Consider the following 20112-nt stretch of genomic DNA (forward strand, 5'->3'; position numbering starts at 1 on the left):
TATGCTTGAGAGTATTTACCTCGAAATCGATCTGCCTTAAACTAGATAGGTAAAATGGTATTACCAATTGTGGGTGTAGAATAATTATCTCTGATTATTTTTTACATTCACTGCTGTTATATCAGCGCTGGTTTAAATTAAAGGATAAGTGCAACGCATGCGGCAGCAGCGAAAAAAACTCTCTGATGTGATTACCGAGCAACTCGAGTCAATGATACTCGACGGTACCTTATTGGCGGGTCAAAAACTGCCGCCAGAAAGAGAGCTTGCGCTTGAATTCGATGTTTCTCGCCCGTCGTTGAGAGAGGCCATTGGCAATCTACAGGCACGCGGACTGGTAGAGCGTAAGCAAGGCGGCGGTACATTTGTAAATCGCAACCTTAATTCTGCCATGACCGACCCGCTAATGGACTTAGTTAGCCAGCGCCCTGAAACCCAGTTTGATTTGCTTGAATTTCGTCACGCCCTTGAAGGAATGGCGGCTTATTACGCGGCGCTTCGTGGTCAACCAGAAGACTATGAGGCATTAAAGCAAGCATTAAATGACGTGCCTACGCCCAAAGCCCATGAAAGTAAACGTGCTCAAGCAGAGGCGTTAGGTCAGTTTTACATCATTATGGCAAGAGCATCGCACAATATGGTGCTGTTGCATGTGATGAGCACCATGCAAAGTATGCTGGTGGACAATATTGAACGAAATTTTGACATGTTGGCAGCGCACCCTGAAGCAGTGGAAGACATTGCTAAGCAGCGTCGTGAAATTGTAGAAGCTATTGCTTCTCGCGACCCTGAAGCTGCGCGTCAGGCATGTAATACGCATTTGGCGTTTATCGAAAAAACGCTTTTAACCATTAATCAACGCGATACACGTGTACAGCGCGCATTGCGACGATTAGAAATTTAGTTACTTAGCTTTGATTTCAAAAGAGCTAGATAGCTATTCATTCGCAGAGGCCGGTCAGGTTTTTCCTGTGCCACTGCAAAAGCAGGTGAGCCAGATTGGGTCACTGTGAGTACAACGTAATTTAGTTTTCCTTCTTTTAGCGCCTTTATGATAAGAGGCAATGCTAAGGGAGGATTTTCTATATAAGCAAAAAATAGGATGGCACCATGTCTGATATGATGCACCAAGATGTAGATCCTCAAGAAACTAAAGAGTGGATTGATGCGCTTGAGTCGGTTTTAGAAGAGGAAGGCGTAGAACGCGCCCACTATTTACTCGAAAAACTTATTGATAAAGCACGTCGCAGCGGAGCGCATTTACCGTATGACGCTACTACTGCCTACATCAATACTATCCCAGCAGCGCAAGAACCAAAAATGCCTGGTGACTTGACCATCGAAGCGCGCATCCGTGCGGCGATTCGTTGGAACGCATTGATGATTGTATTGCGTGCATCGAAAAAAGATCTAGAGCTTGGTGGCCACATTGGTAGCTTCGCATCATCGGCTATGCTTTATGATGTAGGTTTTAACCATTTCTTTAAAGCACCTAATGAAAACCAAGGCGGCGACTTTATTTTCGCGCAGGGCCATATTTCTCCGGGAATTTATGCGCGTTCTTACATGGAAGGCAATTTAACTGAAGAGCAGTTGAATAACTTCCGTCAAGAATGTGCGGGCGATGGTCTATCGTCTTACCCACACCCTCACTTGATGAAAGACTACTGGCAGTTCCCAACTGTATCTATGGGTCTTGGTCCGCTTCAAGCAATCTATACAGCACGTTTCCTTAAGTACCTAACTAATCGTGGTATTAAAGACTGCTCAGGTCAGCGCGTATACTGCTACATGGGTGACGGTGAGTGTGATGAGCCAGAAAGCTTGGGTGCAATTGGCCTTGCGTCTCGTGAAGGCCTAGACAACCTCACGTTCGTTATTAACTGTAACCTTCAGCGTCTAGACGGCCCGGTACGTGGTAACGGCAAAATTATCCAAGAACTTGAAGGTACGTTCCGCGGCGCAGGCTGGGAAGTAGTGAAAGTCATTTGGGGCAGCTACTGGGATGAGCTATTAGCTCGTGATAAATCTGGCAAGCTAATTCAGCTTATGGGTGAAACAGTAGACGGTGAATACCAGAACTGTAAAGCCAAAGGCGGCAAATACACTCGCGAGAACTTCTTTAACAAGTACCCAGAAACAGCGGCGCTTGTAGCGAACATGTCTGACGATGACATTTGGCGTTTGAACCGTGGTGGCCACGACCCGGTTAAAGTATTCGCAGCATATCAAAAAGCGATTGATACCAAAGGTCGTCCAACAGTAATTCTTGCTAAAACGGTTAAAGGTTTCGGTCTAGGCGCATCAGGCGAAGCACAAAACGTAGCGCACAACGTTAAGAAAATGGACGTTGATTCAATCAAAGTATTCCGTGACCGTTTCAACATTCCGGTAGCGGATGACAAGATTGCTGACCTGCCTTACTTCAAGTTTGACGAAGACAGCGAAGAAATGAAGTACCTTCGCGCACGTCGTGAAGCACTAGGTGGTTACCTACCATCGCGTCGCGAACAAGCTGAAGAACAGTTGGAAGTTCCTGAGCTAAGTGCATTCGATGCAATCTTGAAAGGTTCAGGCGACCGTCAAGTGTCATCAACCATGACCTTTGTACGTGTATTAAACGCGCTATTGAAAGACAAGAAAATTGGTAAGCGTATTGTACCAATTATCCCTGATGAAGCCCGTACCTTCGGTATGGAAGGCTTGTTCCGTCAGGTAGGTATTTACGCCAACGAAGGTCAGAAATACGTACCTCAAGACGCCGACCAAGTCGCTTACTATCGCGAAGATAAGAAAGGTCAGGTACTTCAAGAAGGTATCAACGAGCTAGGTGCAATGGCATCGTGGGTGGCGTCAGGTACGTCTTACTCTACGTGTAATGCAACCACTATTCCGTTCTACATTTACTATTCAATGTTTGGTTTCCAACGTGTTGGTGACCTTGCATGGGCAGCGGGCGATAGCCAAGCGCGTGGTTTCCTATTAGGTGCAACAGCAGGTAGAACCACACTTAACGGTGAAGGCTTACAGCACCAGGACGGTCATTCACATGTTCAGGCTAACCTAATTCCAAACTGTATTACTTACGACCCAACATATGGGTACGAAGTAGCGGTTATCGTTCAAGACGGTCTACGTCGTATGTATGGTAACAACGAGAACATCTTCTATTACCTAACGCTAATGAACGAGAACTATCAGCACCCTGCAATGCCAGAAGGTGATGATGTAGCTGAGCAAATCATTAAGGGTATTTACAAGCTAGAGCGTGTTGAAAACGACAAGTCTAAGCTTAATGTTCAGCTAATGGGCTCAGGTACTATCTTGAACGAAGTACGTAAAGCGGCACAAATTCTGTGTGACGATTACAACGTGTCTTCTGACGTTTACTCAGTGACCTCGTTCAACGAGCTAGCCCGTGAAGGTCAAGACGTAGCACGCTGGAACATGCTAAACCCAGAAGCGGAGCAAAAAGTACCTTACATTGGTCAGGTAATTACGAAAGATGCAGGCCCTGCGATTTCTGCTACTGACTATGTGAAGAATTACTCAGACCAAGTACGTGCGTTTATCGACACTGAATACCGCTGCCTAGGTACAGACGGTTTTGGTCGAAGCGATAGCCGTGAAAACTTGCGTACTCACTTTGAAGTTAATGCGTCATACATTGTGGTTGCATCACTTTATGAATTGGCTCAGCGCGGTGACGTTGAGAAGAAAGTGGTAGCAGAAGCCATTAAGCGTTTTGAAATTAACGCTGAAAAACTTAACCCACTTTACGCGTAAGCCAGATAAGGTATTTTACATATGTCAGATATTCAAAAGATTATCGTACCCGATGTAGGTGGCGACGAAGTTGAAGTTATCGAGCTATGTGTTGCCGTAGGCGACAACATTGAAGCCGATGAAGGCGTGGTTACTGTTGAAAGTGACAAGGCGTCAATGGACATTCCTGCACCGTTTGAAGGTGAGATTGTAAGCCTGTCTGTATCAGTAGGCGATAAAATCAAAGAAGGCGATGTAATTGGTGAAATGAAAGTTGCCGGTGGCGACAGTGCCGGTGATAGTGACAGCGCCGCTGAAGAGTCATCTTCAGACGACGCGTCACAAGAAGCACCGAAAGAAGAAAGCAAGTCAGAGGCAGCGCCAGCTGCGTCTGGCGGCACCGAAGTGATTGAAGTTGCAGTGCCCGATATTGGCTCTGACGATGAAGTAGACGTTATCGACGTGCTGGTTTCAGCGGGCGACACCATCGAAAAAGAAGATGGTCTTATTACTCTAGAAACCGATAAGGCAACTATGGACGTTCCTTCAACACACGCAGGTACGGTGAAAGAAGTATTCATCAGCACTGGCGATAAAGTAAAAGAAGGTACGGTAGTTATTAAGCTTGAAGTAGCGGGTTCTGGTTCGTCTTCAAGTGAATCGGCTTCTAGCGATGCACCTTCTGAAGCATCTACACCGGCTGCTCAAGAAAGCGAAAAGCAAGAGTCAGCGCCAGCGGCTTCTGCAAGTAGCGAAACCATTGAAGTAGCAGTGCCGGATATTGGTGAAGACGGTGAAGTTGACGTTATTGACGTTCTTGTATCTGTTGGCGACACCGTTGAAAAAGAAGACGGCCTAATTACGCTGGAAACTGATAAAGCCACCATGGATGTACCTTCAACACACGCAGGTACTATCAAAGAAGTCTTCATCAAAACCGGCGACAAAGTTAAGCAAGGTACTTTGGTTGTTAAACTAGAGACCAGCGGTGGTTCGTCTTCACAAGCGTCATCAGCACCGAAAGCTGAAAAGCAAGCTGACGCGCCTAAGCAAGAAGAGACTAAACAAGACTCACAACAAGAAGAGTCGCAGCAAGATGCCTCGCAAGGTCGTTCACCGGTACCTCCTGCTCCTGAATCAAAAGGTAACGGCAAAGCGCATGCGTCGCCTTCGGTACGCCGAATTGCTCGCGAATTTGGTGTAGATCTAACTCAGGTTAATGGCTCTGGCCCTAAAAACCGTATCTTGAAAGAAGACGTTCAGGCTTACGTAAAAGCTGAACTTGCGAAACCTCGCACAGCAGCAGCTTCAGGCAGTGCGCCAGTAGGCGACAATGTACTTCAAATTGTGCCGGTTAAACCTGTTGATCACAGCAAGTTTGGTGAGATTGAAGAACAGAAACTTTCTCGTATTCAAAAGATCTCTGGGCCGTTCTTACACCGTAACTGGGCGACGATTCCGCACGTTACGCAATTCGACGAAGCAGATATCACTGACGTTGAAGAGTTCCGTAAAGAGCAAAACGCTTACCACGCGAAGATTAAGTCTGGTCTTAAGATCACGCCACTTGTTTTCGTAATGAAAGCCGTAGCAAAAGCCCTTGAGAAATACGAAGTATTCAACTCGTCACTGTCTGACGACGGCGAAAGCTTAATCATCAAGAAGTTTATCAATATTGGTATTGCGGTTGAAACACCGGGAGGCCTTGTTGTACCTGTTATTCGTGACGTGAATAAAAAAGGTATTGAAGAACTTTCTCGGGAGCTTATCGAAACATCTAAGAAAGCTCGTGAAGGTAAGCTTAAAGCAGCGGATATGCAGGGCGGTACATTTACTATCTCTAGCCTTGGTGGTATCGGCGGTACAGCGTTTACGCCTATTGTAAATGCACCAGAAGTCGCCATATTGGGTGTATCTAAGTCTGAGATGAAGCCTAAGTGGAATGGTAAAGAGTTTGAGCCGCGCTTGATGGTGCCGCTAAGCCTGTCTTATGACCACCGAGTAATCGATGGTGCGGTAGGTGCAAGATTCTCTACTGAGGTTGCTGCAAACCTAACTGACTTACGCAGAATCATACTTTAAATAAAAGGCCGAAAAAGTTTACAATATCAGTAACATTTTCGATGATTTTATCAGCCTTTTTGACGGCATTTAGGTTATGCTATTACGCAAAAGTAATAGCATGACCCTACAAGAACAGGATTGAGGTTCACAATGAGCGAAATTAAAACGCAATTGGTGGTACTGGGCGGCGGCCCTGGCGGTTATTCAGCAGCATTCCGTGCGGCTGACTTAGGTATTGAAACGGTTATCGTAGACTCTCGCGACACCCTAGGTGGCGTTTGTCTTAACGTTGGCTGTATCCCTTCAAAAGCCCTTCTTCACGTTGCTAAAGTGATGAAAGAAGCGAAGCACCTTGCAAGTCACGGTGTATCGTTTGGCGAGCCAACCATCGATTTAGATAAAATCCGCGAGTACAAAGACGGCGTTGTTAAGCAATTAACGAATGGCCTTAGCGGTATGTCTAAAATGCGTAAAACCAAGCATGTACAAGGCTTCGGTAAATTTACAGGCGCAAACACCCTAGAAGTAAAAAATGGTGACGACGTTACTACTATTACTTTTGAAAAGGCGATTATTGCTGCAGGTTCTGAGCCGGTAAGCCTACCGTTCATTCCAGAAGATGATCGTGTAATCGACTCAACTGGCGCACTGGAAATGAAAGATATTCCAGAAAAAATGCTAGTACTAGGCGGTGGTATCATCGGCCTTGAAATGGGTACTGTGTACGAAGCACTTGGCTCAAAAATTGATGTAGTTGAATTCTTAGACCAGCTAATTCCAGCAGCTGACAAAGACATCATGAAAGTATTCATGAAGGACTACAAAGAAAAATTCAACATTATGCTAGAAACCAAAGTAACTGCGGTTGAAGCAAAAGACGACGGTCTTTATGTAACGTTTGAAGGCAAGAATGCACCTTCAGAACAAGTTCGCTACGATAAAGTATTGGTTGCTGTTGGCCGTAAGCCAAACGGTAAACTAGTTGGTGCAGACGCTGCTGGCGTTAATGTTGACGAGCGTGGCTTTATTAATGTTGATAAGCAAATGCGTACTAACGTTGACCACATTTTCGCAATCGGTGACCTTGTAGGTCAGCCAATGCTTGCCCACAAAGCAGTGCATGAAGGTCACGTTGCAGCAGAAGTTATCGCTGGACAGAAGCATTACTTCGACCCGCGCGGCATTCCTTCAGTAGCTTACACTGAGCCAGAAGTTGCTTGGGTTGGTGTTACTGAGAAAGAAGCGAAAGAGCAAGGCTTAAGCTACGAAACAGCGACGTTCCCATGGGCTGCGTCTGGCCGTGCCATTGCCTCTGATGCCACTAACGGTATGACCAAGATGATTTTCGACAAAGAAACGGGTCGAGTTATTGGTGGTGCAATGGTGGGTACTAATGCAGGCGAAATGCTAGGTGAGATTGGCCTTGCACTAGAAATGGGTGCTGATGCAGAAGACGTAGCACTTACTATTCACGCTCACCCAACGCTTAACGAGTCTATCGGTCTTGCGTCTGAAATCTTCGAAGGAAGCATTACTGACCTGCCAAACCCGAAAGCGAAGAAAAAGAAGTAAAATAACTTCTTTCGATAAACTATAAAAAACCGCTCATATGAGCGGTTTTTTTATTTCTACATTCGAACAGATTGCGTCGTCGTTAAAATGACTCAGTAATACTAGTCCGCATAGATAATCAAGCCGTTTCTTTTCCAACCACCATCTTGCTGAGTTCTTCGTCCATTTCATCATTGCTGGGCGTTTGCAAATGAGCCGGCGTAAACTCTTCGCAGTTCATATTGCGCTGTTCCATAAAGCGTTTAACGGTGTCTGCGCAGTACGCTTTACGGCAGCACTGAGACAACAGCATTTCATGACGCTGTACACGCTCGCGAATAAACTTAACCACTAAGCCTCTAAGCCATTGTAAACCGGCATCTTGGTCTTGACGTTTATGCCACATAACCGATAGCGGCGAACTTACAATCTCTATAGGTGTTTCGAACACCGCCAGTTCACCCGAGAAAATCTCTTTTTCCATAACGAGTGAGGGCGCAACGCAAATAAGGTTGCTCTCTTTAAGCAATGGCGCGGCGTTGTGAAATTGATTCACCGACATGGCTACACGGCGTTTAAGACCTAAATTTGCTAATACTTGGTCAGTTGGCCCGCTTACATCGCCTGTTACGGAAACTAATAAATGATCAGCGGCCACAAAGTCTTCCAAACTAAGTTGAGACTTCGCCAACGGGTGATCTGGCCGCATGACAACAACCCAGCTTGGGTCAAGAACATGTTCGGCTCGAATAACAGAACCAGGCTCTTGATACTTGGAAAAAGTCAGTTCGGCTTCAGCGTCTTTAAGGATCTTATCCGTTTCCATATCGTAATTTGGAATAGCATGGATATTGATACCAGGCGCTTCATTTTCAATAACTTTGCGTAGCGGCCCCCACACCATAGATACAATACTGTCGGTAGCGGCTATACGAAAAGTACGTTTGGCCGTTGCAGGATTAAAGTCGGTGGGGTTTACGGCAACTTCAAGCTCTCCCAGCGGCCCTTGAATTTGGCTCCATAAATTTTTAGCAAACGATGTTGGCTGAATACCTCGGCCATCTTTCACAAATAATTCATCATTCCAGGCGGTGCGCATGCGTGATAGCGCATTGGAAACGGCGGGCTGCGTCATTGATAGCCTATCTGCCGCACGGGTAATTGCCCCTTCGGTCATAATCGCATCAAAAATCATTAATAAATTTAAATCATGTGGACGCATCATCGTCTCCAAATATCGTTTACGAATTAGATATAATCCAAATCTTATGTAGGGCTTGCGAGCAGCTTTCGTTTTATCTCACTTCTTTTGTATCAGCCTAGTAGTATGTAGGTAGATATTACTACTGATTCCACGCTTCTTTTAGATGCTGATATATATCAGTTTTTTCATTTCGAATAACACCTAGCGTAACTTCAGAACTTTTAAATAGCCTACCTAACGCGGTTGATGTTAACGCTTTAGTAATATTGTTTTAACGTTGTGTTTTCCAAATTTTATCGCTTCATTAACGCTTTTAATGCGCCATTTCTCTACGGGTTAATATATAACATCATGTGATGTGTTGCATATAAAAAGATAATTATTTTTATTCTTTGAGGGTATGCATAATGCGCGGCATCAAACTTTAGTTTAACTTTTTAGAGAATCTTGCGATGAAAACTTTTACCCGTTTATTGGCAATAGTCAGCCTAACTGCGCTAGTCGCTGCATGCGGTGGCAAGCAGGATCAAGGTCAATCTATGAGTACCAGTGCAAATACTGGTGTGCCTGTTGATGTGGCCACCGTAGTATCTCAACGTTTAACCGAATGGGATAACTTCACAGGCCGTTTAGAATCGCCACACATTGTTGCACTTCGTCCACGCGTATCGGGTTATATCGACTTTGTTGCGTTTGATGAAGGTGAGTATGTAAAGCAAGGTCAGACCTTGTTCTTGATTGATAACCGTACGTTCAAAGCGGAAGTAGACCGTCTGACCGCACAGCTTGAAGAAGCGAAAAGCCGTGTTCAGCTTGCTGAGCAAAACTACAACCGCGCATTCAAACTACGTAAAACCCAAGCGGTATCTGAAGAGGTGCTTGACGCTCGCCTAGCAGAAAAGAATCAAGCACTAGCAAGCTTAAATCAAACACAAGCCGCACTTGAAGTGGCGCGCTTAAACCGCGGGTTTGCCCGAGTTGAAGCGCCTATCTCAGGCCGTATATCTCGTGCCAATATCACGGAAGGTAACTTTGTTACCGCAGGTCAAACAGAACTCACTCGTATTGTTTCTACCGATCGACTTTATGCGTATTTCGATATTGATGAGCAGACTTACTTAAATTATTTAAGTGATAATTCAAACGGCAATAAAAAAGCATCAACGGCAGTAAGCGAGCAGCCAGTAGGGATGCGTCTAGCAAATGAATCGGACTACAACCACTGGGGGCAGATTGATTTTATCGACAACCAAGTGAACGGCAGCACTGGCACACTTCGCGTTCGCGCCGTATTTAATAACGAAGATGGCCGTTTAATTCCTGGCTTGTTTGCGCACCTTAAACTTGCGGGAGATACAGACGAACAGGGTATTCTCATTAAAGAAAAAGCTATTGGTACAGACCTTAACAACAAGTATGTATTGGTGGTTAACGACGAAAGTAAGGTTGAATATCGCGCGGTTAAGCTTGGTGACAAAGTGGGCAGCATGCGCATTATCACTAGCGGCCTAAATGCCAACGACACTATCGTAGTTGACGGTTTACAGCGAGTACGCCCTGGTGCACAAGTGGCTGCTAACGAAGTGCCTATGGGGGATGAAGATGCGCTAGCAAACTTATCTAACTGGCAGGCCCGCGTTGATAATGCATCACAAGTCGCTCAAAACATGGCGCAGGTTGAAGATGTTCTATCTGGTGGTTCATTTACCTCGAGTACAGCGACGGCAGGTCTTAAGTAATGAACATATCGCAGTTTTTCATTAGCCGCCCGATTTTTGCGGGCGTGCTTTCACTACTTATCTTTATTGGTGGCGCCATTGCGGTATGGCAGTTGCCAATTACCGAATACCCAGAAGTCGTGCCGCCTACTGTTGTGGTAACTGCAAGTTATCCTGGCGCTAATCCAGAAGTCATTGCTGAAACCGTTGCAACACCGCTAGAGCAAGAGATAAACGGTGTTGAAGATATGCTGTATATGTCCTCGCAGGCGACAAGCGACGGTCGTATGACGCTCACTATCACCTTCGCTATTGGAACCGATCCAGATGATGCGACTACTTTAGTACAAAACCGTGTTAATCGTGCTACTCCACGACTGCCGCAGGAAGTGCAGCGACTAGGCGTAGTTACCGAAAAGTCTTCGCCAGATTTAACCATGGTGGTGCACTTAACGTCGCCCGATAATCGTTACGACATGCTTTACCTGTCTAACTATGCTGACCAGAACGTGAAAGATGAGCTGGCGCGCATTAACGGGGTAGGGCAAGTGCGTTTATTCGGCGCAGGTGAATTCAGTATGCGTGTTTGGCTAGACCCTAACAAGCTTGCTGCGCTTCAATTAAACCCTGGCGATGTGGCAGCAGCTATTGCGGACCAAAACCAGCAAGCGGCGGCAGGTAGCCTAGGCGCGCAGCCAACAGGAACCAGTGAATTTCAGCTGCTTATCAATGTTCGCGGACGGTTAAAAGACGAAGCTGAATTTGAAAATATCATTGTTAAGTCGGGCGAAAACGGTGAAATTACTCGCTTAAAAGATATTGCACGCATTGAGCTAGGTGCTGACAACTATGCGTTGCGTTCGCTGTTAAACAATAACCCGGCAGCAGCTATTCCGATTTTCCAGGCACCTGGCTCGAACGCTATTCAGATTTCAGATGATGTGCGAGCACGTATGGCCGAGCTGTCTAAAATGTTTCCAGATGGCCTGGAGTACGACATAGTCTACGATCCAACGGTATTCGTGCGTGGCTCCATTGAAGCAGTGGTTGATACCCTGTTTGAAGCTGTATTGCTTGTTGTACTGGTGGTTGTGCTGTTTCTTCAAACATGGCGTGCGTCTATTATTCCGTTAGTTGCAGTACCCATATCATTAGTGGGCACCTTTGCTTTCATGCAGCTCATGGGGTTCTCACTTAATGCCTTGTCGCTGTTTGGCTTGGTACTAGCAATTGGTATCGTGGTCGACGACGCCATTGTTGTAGTTGAAAACGTAGAGCGAAATATCGCTGAAGGTAAGTCGCCATTCGACGCAACCGTTCAGGCAATGAAAGAAGTGACTGGGCCGATTATTGCTACTACGCTGGTATTGGCTGCTGTATTTATACCAACGGCTTTTATGAGCGGCCTGACCGGGCAGTTCTATAAGCAGTTTGCGCTTACTATCACTATTTCGACCGTAATATCTGCGATTAACTCGTTAACACTTAGCCCTGCTTTATCTGCTCTACTATTGAAACCTCACGGTAAAGCCAATGATTGGCTAACTCGCACTATGGATAAAGTGTTTGGTCGTTTTGTATTCGCGCCATTTAACCGGGTATTCGAGCGTGGTTCGAAAAAATACACCGGGGCGGTTGGCGGCTTAATTCGTAAAAGTGGTATTGTGTTGGTGTTGTATGCGGGGCTTATCGCACTTACGTATAATCAATTTGCGACTACGCCTACCGGATACGTGCCAGGTCAAGATAAGCAATACTTAGTAGCCTTTGCACAACTGCCTAATGCGGCAAGCTTAGACAGAACCGAAGAAGTCATTCGCGAAATGTCCCGCATTGCCATGGAACACCCGGGCGTGTCAGACGCTGTAGCGTTTCCTGGCTTAAATATTAACGGTTTTACTAATAGCCCAAGTTCTGGAATTTTATTTACCCCGCTTAAGCCTTTTAGTGAAAGACAGTCGCCAGAATTATCTGCAGGTGCCATTGCCGCAAAACTCAATCAGCAGTTTGGCTCGATTAAAGGGGCTTATGTCGCTATTTTCCCACCACCACCGGTAATGGGGCTAGGCACTATTGGTGGCTTCCGCTTGCAAGTGGAAGACAGAGGTAATTTAGGATTTGAAGAGCTAGAGCGTGTAACCCAAGAAGTCATCGGTAAAGCGTGGGCGCACCCAGCGCTAACAGGTTCATTCACAAGCTTTACTGTAGCTGTACCGCAGCTAGATGTAGATGTAGACCGTGAAAAAGCGGTAAGCCAAGGGGTAAACATCGATACCTTGTTTACCACGCTTCAAGCCTATTTGGGCTCGCTGTATGTTAATGACTTCAATTTGTTTGGCAGAACCTATCAAGTTAATGTTCAGGCAGATGCTCAATATCGTCAGGAAATTGGTGACATTACCCAGTTTAAAATTAGAAATAGCCAAGGTGAAATGATACCGCTAGGCTCATTCCTAGACGTTCAACATAGCGCCGGTCCAGACCGAGTGATGCACTACAATGGCTACGTTACCGCCGAAATCAACGGTGCCCCAGCGCCTGGCTATTCGTCAGACCAAGCGAAAGCGGCCATTGAAGAAGTATTGGCTGAAACCTTGCCGCTCGGAATGACCTATGAATGGACCGAACTAACGTATCAGCAAATACTGGCAGGTAATGCTTCAGCCTTCGTATTTCCACTGGTTGTGCTTTTGGTGTTCTTGGTGTTGGCGGCGCAATATGAGAGCTTGCGTTTACCACTAGCGATTATTCTCATTGTGCCAATGACGTTGTTAAGTGCCTTAATAGGCGTGCAAATTTACGGTGGCGACAATAATATTTTCACTCAAATTGGCTTGATTGTATTGGTCGGCCTTGCTACGAAGAACGCCATTCTTATTGTGGAGTTTGCCAAGGAATTGCAAGACAGCGGAATGGACGCACTTTCTGCCATTAAAGAGGCAAGCCGCTTACGTTTACGCCCAATCTTAATGACATCAATTGCCTTCATTATGGGGGTGTTGCCTATGGTTATTTCTACCGGCGCTGGTGCCGAGATGCGCCAGGCGATGGGGGTTGCCGTATTCTCAGGCATGATTGGCGTAACCTTCTTTGGCTTAATTCTTACCCCTGTATTTTATTATTTACTGAAACGTAAAGGTTAACTCTCCCGACTACCCAAGCGTTGCCCTCTTAAGGGGCTCTTTAGGCCACTCGTTTGAGTGGCCTTTTTTTTGCCACCATTGGTCAGCTTTTATCTCGTATTGCATTATTTAAATGCTTATATTTCACTACATCCTTAACACCAAGTTAAAAAGTACAACAGATAATTGGAGACTCTAATGAGAATAGGTGCAGCAATAGTAATGGCGCTGGGCATGGTGATTGCGGTGTCTTTACTTGGCGTCCAGGTATCGTCTGCCATGAACGATATGCAAACGTGGGATAGGGTAGTTACCGTCAAAGGATTGTCAGAGCGAGAATACATCGCTGACCAAGTGATTTGGCCTATTCAGTTTGTCGACGCAGGAAATGACTTACCCCAGCTGTATGAAAATATCGAGAAAAACAGCATCAAGGTAGCCGATTTTCTAAAAGAAAAAGGTATTCCTGTTGAGAGTGTAGCCATCGGCAAGCCTGAAATTAACGACAAACTTGCGCAACAATACGGGAGCGGTGAAAGGGCGCCGTTTCGCTACAGTGCAATTCAAACGGTAACGGTTTTTTCCAATGAGGTAGAAAAAGTACGTGAATTAATGCAGCAAATTGGTGAATTAATCAAAACCGGTATTGTGCTATCAGATCAAAGTTACCGCGCACAGCCTGACTATGTATTTACTCGATTAAATGATGTGAAGCCGGCGATGATTGAAGAGGCTACGTTAAATGCTCGTGAAGTTGCGGAAAAGTTTGCCTCAGACTCAAACAGTACGTTGGGAAAGATAAAGCGTGCTAATCAAGGGCAGTTCAGTATATCAAGCCGGGATAGCCACCACCCTCATATTAAGAAAGTTCGAGTTGTTTCCACCATTGAATACACGCTTGTAGACTAATATTCATGTTATGCTTTAGGTACGAGGAGAGTGTGAAGACTTTTGTACTGCATTATGCATTATACATCGCTGATGCTGACGCAAAGAGCACACGCTCAAGCCTTGTAGTTTAAAAAATAAACCTTTTTGTGTTTGTTTAATAAAATATTTACTTAACTTACTGCTAATGTCTACTGGTTTGATGCATGCTAATGGGGTTTAATCCTTGTCAGTGCCGTACTATCTAAAGCCTGCTACTAAGAAGGTGGAACGTCTGAGATGACAGACCCAAAAACGCACGCTCAGCAACTGGAATTTTTTGAAATTCCTAGCCCCTGTGTTGGTGTCTGTGAGTCTGGTCCACGAGGTTTTTGTAAAGGATGTTTTCGAAGCCGGGATGAGCGTCTTTATTGGCTTAAGGTAGATGACGCTACCAAACGGAAAATAATCAGTGCATGTGTACGGCGCAAAAAAGCCGTACTGGCTAAGAAGCGTAAGGCCCAAGTTGAGCAAGGCGAGGAGAGGGAACAACAGTACCCCTTGTTCGATTCGCCGTCATAGATAAGTTAAAAATTAAAAGAGACTGAGATTTAATACATGTCGTTAGATAAGTATGTTGCCTTTGCCGCGAAATCATTTACGTTGCCCGATATTTGCGTGAGGCTGCGTGCTACGCTTGACGACCCCCGTTCTAGCGCTGAAGATATCGGTCAGCTTATCAGTGCAGACGCGTCGCTAACTGCTAAAGTACTGCGTTTAGCGAACAGCTCTTTATTTCGTTTCCCATCCCAAATTGAGACAGTGTCAAAAGCCATAAGCGTTATCGGTGGAGAAGCGCTTTACAATTTGGTCATGGCTGAAACGGCCACAACGGCTTTCAAGCACTTTGACAATATTCTTATTAAACTAGATAAACATTGGTATCAATCGGTTTACTGCGGCATGCTCGCGAAAAGCCTTGCAATGCGACTTAATGTTCGCGGCGCGGAACGTTTCTTTGTTATGGGTATTCTTCAAAACCTAAGCGAATTGGTAGTGGCAAAGAAAGAGCCTCAGCGTTACTACAATTATCAGAATGCTGAAAAGGAAGAATTACCACATATTGACCAGTTAACGCATTTCGGTTTTACGTTTGCGCAATGCAGCGGTATCATACTCGAAAATTGGCACTTACCTATTGGCTTGTACTACCCTGTATCCTTCATGAATGATGAGGCGAAGTACGCGTCTGACGTGGATGTTTGTGTGCTGGCATTGGCTAATCGAATAACGTTTAGTCAGCTAGATAAAGAAAATTACGCAAATATTGAACTTTTTACGCCAGAAATAGCCAATACGTTAAGTCTCGACATGGAAGTAATAAGTAATTCAATTGATTACGCTGAGCAAGAAACAGCAAAAATTGCTTCACTTATTAACTGAGCTTTAATAATAAAACCCCGTTACTTCATCGATATACTGCAAGAACGTTGAAAGCTCTCCATAGGATTGGAATAACAAGCGTCGTTTTAAGACGTAATCTAAGAACTATAAAAGCTTAACGTAAATCAGATTATGTTCATGAAAATCCTGCTAAGCATAGCTATTGCTGTTTTCTTTTTAAGCGTGTGCGCTTCAGTAAAGGCCAGAGATCTAATCGAAACGCTCTATCATGCCGACTTTACTCCTGACACTGACGATGAAATTCCCCGTTTTACTCTCGATGGCGAGCTTGGTGTATTAGTTAACACCGGTAATACATCTGCTGCCAGTGTGAAAGCAGCGGTGAATGCTGATCATGAAACTGAAAACTGGAGCAGTGTTTATTTTGCTGAACTGCTTTACAAGGAGAGCGGAAGAGCGAATACGCAGCGTGATATCAGTGCTCAGCGATTTTATACCAGTGCCCAATTCGACTATAAACTTCTAACCCCTGGTCGCCGTCTTTTCATGTATGGCGATCTTGAAGATGACAAATTTACCGGATACGACCATCGAGCCTCGCTGGCGGCGGGTTGGTCGCAGCGCGTTTGGCGCAACGAAGACAGTGAATTTCGCTATAGCGTGGGGCCAGGTTACACCTTCATTGAGGCAGAGGAAGATAACGATAGCCTTATAAATGACGGCATTATTGTGCGCGCTTCAGCTGAGTATAAATACCATTGGAGTTCGGGTGCCAAACTAAGGCAGTTTGTAAGCACTGAAGCAGGTGAAGAGAATACCAAATCTCGCTCCGAAACCTCGCTTTCCGCGAACGTGTTCGGTTCATTAGCAATGAAATTGTCATTTATATTAAGTCACGAAACCGACACGCCAGAAGACGTCGCTGCGCTCAGCACGGAGACATCAGTTGCCTTGGTGTACCAGTTTTTTTAGGTAATTAGTTTAAATTTCGCTAGTGAAACCGGCTTTTTGTCTATTCCGCATTGACTAGAAAGGATGAAAATGTAAACTGCGCAGCACATCGATAATGGTAGCTGCTACTTTGCAATGCCTTCTAACAGACTACGTTAAAATTCGCGTTGTACCGCCTTGCAGTACCAAAGGTGTCGTGTACGACTAATGGACCGATAATCAATAGGATTGTTCAATGAAAAAGCAAGTGCTTGCATCTTTAATTGCAGTTTCTCTTTCTCCAGCCGTTTTCGCTCAAGATGATGAAGTTAAGCCTTTTACAATGGAAGGTGAATTGGGCTTCATATCAACCTCAGGTAACACTGAAACCACGTCAATCAGTGCAGGTATTCAAGCGCATCAGGAGCTTGAAAGTTGGAGTAACGATTACGTTCTTAAAGGTCTTTACAAGCAAGAGACAGTAGAAGGTGATGATGGAGAAGATATTGAATTCACGTCAGCACAAAAGTTCTTCGGTTCAGCACAAGGTAACTACAAGTTAGAAAACCCAGATAATCGTTTATTCGGCTTTGCATCATACGAAGACGACCGTTTCAGTAACTTTAATTACCAATCTACTATCGCTGCTGGTTGGAACCAAAAGGTATTAGAGAATAAACGCCATACCCTTGAATACTCAATCGGTCCTGGTTACTCGTTTATTGAAACACAAGACGGTGAAAACTTAGATAGCGTTATTGTTCGTGCATCTTCAGCCTATTCGTGGAAAATTTCAGATACCGCTAAGTTCACACAAACAGTGAGTACGGAAGTAGGTTCTGACAATACTAAATCTCGCGCAGAATCAGCGCTTACCGCAACGATTAGTGGCAACCTATCCATGCGTTTGTCTTTCAAACTTGATCACAACACTAATGTTGAAGACGATGTTGAGAAGTTAGATACAGAGACCGCAGTAAGCCTGGTTTACAATTTCTTTTAAGCCAGATTTGAGGGTACAAAGGCAGTTAAAAATGAGCTGTCTTTCAATGCCTTTAGATATGAAAATTCAAAAAAACGCTGCATAACATGCAGCGTTTTTTTGTAAAAGACATCTTGCAGTAGATGTCCCATCAAGGTGTTGTTGCTATCGTTTCTAGTGAAGAATACGTGTTTTGATTGTACCGTCAATTTGTTGTAGTTCAGCGAGGGCTTCATAGCCGCGGTCTTCTTGTACATCAACAACCACGTAACCGATTTCTGAATTTGTTTGTAGATACTGAGCTTCGATGTTGATGCCTTTCTCTGCAAATGCTTGGTTAATTTGAGTAAGAATACCAGGCTGGTTTTTGTGTACATGAAGCAGGCGCGAACGACCCGTATGTTCCGGTAACGAAACTTCAGGGAAGTTAACTGCCGACAGCGTAGAGCCGTTGTCGCTGTATTTCGCGAGTTTTCCAGCGACTTCTATACCGATATTTTCTTGTGCTTCCTGCGTGCTTCCACCTACGTGAGGAGTAAGAATGACATTATCGAACGCGCGAAGTGGCGATTCAAATTCTTCCGTATTAGATTTCGGCTCAACAGGGAATACGTCAATTGCCGCGCCGTTGAGTTGTCCGCTCTCCAGTGCCTTTGCAAGCGCATCAATATCAACCACAGTACCACGAGATGCGTTAATAAGAATGCTGCCTTTTTTCATTTGTGACAGCTCTTTTTCGCCAATCATGTCTTGAGTTTGAGGCGTTTCAGGAACATGCAGCGATACAACATCAGATGTGTTAAGTAGCTTTTCTAGTGACTTCACTTGAGCCGAGTTACCTAATACAAGTTTGTCTTCAATATCGAAAAATTGAACGCGCATACCAAGGTGTTCAGCAAGAATACTAAGCTGCGTTCCAATGTGGCCATAACCAATGATGCCTAATGTCTTACCACGCGCTTCATATGAGCCAACGGCCGTTTTTTCCCATTCTCCACGGTGTGCTTTCGCGTTTTTGCTAGGTACTTGGCGAAGTAGAAGAATAATTTGTCCAAGCACTAATTCTGCTACTGAACGTGTGTTCGAGAATGGCGCATTAAATACTGGGATGCCGCGGCGCTGTGTCGCTTCAAGATCAACCTGGTTTGTGCCAATACAGAAACAGCCAATGGCCACTAGCTTTTGCGCAGCATCAACCACTTTCTCTGTAATTTGCGTGCGCGAGCGAATACCTACAAAGTGAGCGTCTTTGATTTTCTCGATTAACTCATCTTCTGGAAGAGAGGTCTTGAGAAATTCAATGTTGCTATACCCATTGCTTTGAAGTGTTTCTAAGGCACTCTGGTGAACACCTTCTAACAACAAAATTCGGATCTTATCCTTCTCTAATGAAACTTTGCTCATGAACTCGCTATCTCTCACTGATGTAATTTGGTTTACTTGAATCACTAAAACACGTGCTTCAGACGTTTGTTAAAGGCTTCTAACGGTATTGCAGCTTAGTATTTCTCGTTTCACGTATCGAAGCTGTTTTTGGTCTGAAATCTAGCGCCACCACGCTTTTAATTCCGTCGGTTTTGTTTTTGGTCGAAGCCAATGGCTTCGAGGAACAAGAATACCTACTTTCTTTAAAAGACATCTAGACGTCCAAACGGAAATTAACAGAAAACGTATAAAGTTAAAAGCAGTTTTTGTTTAGCTTTTCACCGCAGGTGTTGCATATACGCAAAAAAGTAATTAGCTGCATTACCTGCATAGAAGTTTTTTGCTCATTTCAAATGGTGTTTACTTAAAAGTTTCGACGCCACTTTCCGTTGCACTAAGCACAATGTCAGCACCGCGCAGCGCAAAAATTCCGTTGGTTACTACACCTGGAATGTTATTAATTTTCTGCTCTAGCTCGCGAGGGTTTAATATCTCGAGATTGTGCACGTCTAAAATAACGTTACCATTATCGGTCACAACGCCTTGACGATACTCAGGGTCTCCGCCCAGTTTGACCAACTCGCGAGCAACAAAAGAGCGAGCCATAGGAATAACTTCAACCGGGAGTGGGAAGGAGCCCAGTACTGGCACACGCTTACTTTCATCAACAATACAGACAAAAGTCGTGGCTGCACCTGCAACAATTTTTTCGCGAGTGAGTGCGGCGCCACCACCTTTGATCATATGCTTATGTTCAGTAACTTCATCTGCTCCATCGATATAAACAGATAAATTGCTTACTTCATTAAGTTCAAATACTTCAATACCAAGTGCTTTTAAGCGCTCGGTCGAGGCTTCTGAGCTTGACACTGCACCTTCAATTTTATGCTTTATCTTGCCAAGTTCTTCAATGAAGAAGTTGACGGTAGAACCTGTACCCACACCCACTATGCTGTCAGACTCAACATAGTCGATGGCTGCTTTGGCTACGGCTTGTTTCTTTGCGTTCTGATCCATGGTCATTCTCCGGCTTATCGTTTTTGGCAGTGTAACGTATATGCGTAAACGCTCCCACATATA

General features: G+C 44.8%; 14 protein-coding genes. 11 read left to right on the plus strand and 3 right to left on the minus strand.

Annotated elements, in window-relative coordinates:
* The first annotated feature begins 157 nt into the window (after positions 1 to 157).
* The 4 genes from pdhR to lpdA all read left to right on the plus strand — a co-directional run bounded on the left by pdhR (position 158) and on the right by lpdA (position 7401).
* On the plus strand, positions 158 to 904 hold the full coding sequence (gene pdhR, locus GVO62_RS04440) for a pyruvate dehydrogenase complex transcriptional repressor PdhR (protein ID WP_024016767.1): 747 nt from the start codon (positions 158 to 160) through the stop codon (positions 902 to 904).
* Between the two features lie 206 nt (positions 905 to 1110).
* The gene (aceE, locus tag GVO62_RS04445; RefSeq protein ID WP_159117909.1) at positions 1111 to 3786 is read left to right on the plus strand and encodes a pyruvate dehydrogenase (acetyl-transferring), homodimeric type; all 2676 of its coding nucleotides are present in this window, start codon (positions 1111 to 1113) and stop codon (positions 3784 to 3786) included.
* A 21-nt stretch (positions 3787 to 3807) separates the two neighbouring features.
* Positions 3808 to 5847, plus strand: a complete 2040-nt coding sequence (aceF, locus tag GVO62_RS04450) for a pyruvate dehydrogenase complex dihydrolipoyllysine-residue acetyltransferase (RefSeq protein WP_159117910.1) — start codon at positions 3808 to 3810, stop codon at positions 5845 to 5847.
* Positions 5848 to 5979: 132 nt separating this feature from the next.
* Positions 5980 to 7401 carry a dihydrolipoyl dehydrogenase gene (gene lpdA / locus GVO62_RS04455; RefSeq protein ID WP_105929621.1) on the plus strand — a complete coding sequence of 474 codons (1422 nt, stop codon included), beginning with the start codon at positions 5980 to 5982 and terminating at the stop codon, positions 7399 to 7401.
* Between the two features lie 118 nt (positions 7402 to 7519).
* Here lpdA and GVO62_RS04460 read toward each other — a convergent pair whose 3' ends face one another.
* The gene (locus GVO62_RS04460; RefSeq protein WP_159117911.1) at positions 7520 to 8602 is read right to left on the minus strand and encodes a LysR family transcriptional regulator; all 1083 of its coding nucleotides are present in this window, start codon (positions 8600 to 8602) and stop codon (positions 7520 to 7522) included.
* Between the two features lie 434 nt (positions 8603 to 9036).
* Here GVO62_RS04460 and GVO62_RS04465 point away from each other — a divergent pair, with 434 nt between their 5' ends.
* From GVO62_RS04465 to GVO62_RS04495, 7 genes are all read left to right on the plus strand, one after another.
* Complete coding sequence (locus GVO62_RS04465; protein WP_159117912.1) at positions 9037 to 10323, plus strand: efflux RND transporter periplasmic adaptor subunit; 1287 nt, start codon at positions 9037 to 9039, stop codon at positions 10321 to 10323.
* On the plus strand, positions 10323 to 13445 hold the full coding sequence (locus tag GVO62_RS04470; protein WP_159117913.1) for an efflux RND transporter permease subunit: 3123 nt from the start codon (positions 10323 to 10325) through the stop codon (positions 13443 to 13445). Before GVO62_RS04465 ends, GVO62_RS04470 begins: the two co-directional genes overlap by 1 nt.
* Positions 13446 to 13622: 177 nt before the next feature.
* Positions 13623 to 14333, plus strand: a complete 711-nt coding sequence (locus GVO62_RS04475; protein WP_159117914.1) for an SIMPL domain-containing protein — start codon at positions 13623 to 13625, stop codon at positions 14331 to 14333.
* Positions 14334 to 14591: 258 nt separating this feature from the next.
* Complete coding sequence (locus tag GVO62_RS04480) at positions 14592 to 14873, plus strand: DUF1289 domain-containing protein (protein ID WP_159117915.1); 282 nt, start codon at positions 14592 to 14594, stop codon at positions 14871 to 14873.
* 36 nt (positions 14874 to 14909) lie between these two features.
* A complete protein-coding gene (locus tag GVO62_RS04485) occupies positions 14910 to 15734 on the plus strand; it encodes an HDOD domain-containing protein (RefSeq protein WP_159117916.1) in 825 nt (274 codons plus the stop codon).
* 132 nt (positions 15735 to 15866) lie between these two features.
* Positions 15867 to 16667 (plus strand): DUF481 domain-containing protein, encoded by an 801-nt coding sequence (locus GVO62_RS04490; protein ID WP_159117917.1) that lies wholly within the window; start codon positions 15867 to 15869, stop codon positions 16665 to 16667.
* A gap of 214 nt (positions 16668 to 16881) precedes the next feature.
* On the plus strand, positions 16882 to 17628 hold the full coding sequence (locus GVO62_RS04495) for a DUF481 domain-containing protein (protein WP_159117918.1): 747 nt from the start codon (positions 16882 to 16884) through the stop codon (positions 17626 to 17628).
* A gap of 153 nt (positions 17629 to 17781) precedes the next feature.
* On the opposite strand, the gene serA is transcribed toward GVO62_RS04495, so the two are convergent.
* Together serA and rpiA are read right to left on the minus strand one after the other, a co-directional pair.
* Complete coding sequence (gene serA / locus GVO62_RS04500; protein ID WP_159117919.1) at positions 17782 to 19011, minus strand: phosphoglycerate dehydrogenase; 1230 nt, start codon at positions 19009 to 19011, stop codon at positions 17782 to 17784.
* A gap of 381 nt (positions 19012 to 19392) precedes the next feature.
* Positions 19393 to 20049, minus strand: coding sequence for a ribose-5-phosphate isomerase RpiA (gene rpiA, locus GVO62_RS04505; RefSeq protein WP_105929672.1), 657 nt, complete (start codon positions 20047 to 20049; stop codon positions 19393 to 19395).
* Positions 20050 to 20112: the final 63 nt, after the last annotated feature.

This window comes from Alteromonas sp. KUL150, from assembly GCF_009811475.1.
Taxonomy (GTDB): domain Bacteria; phylum Pseudomonadota; class Gammaproteobacteria; order Enterobacterales; family Alteromonadaceae; genus Alteromonas; species Alteromonas gracilis.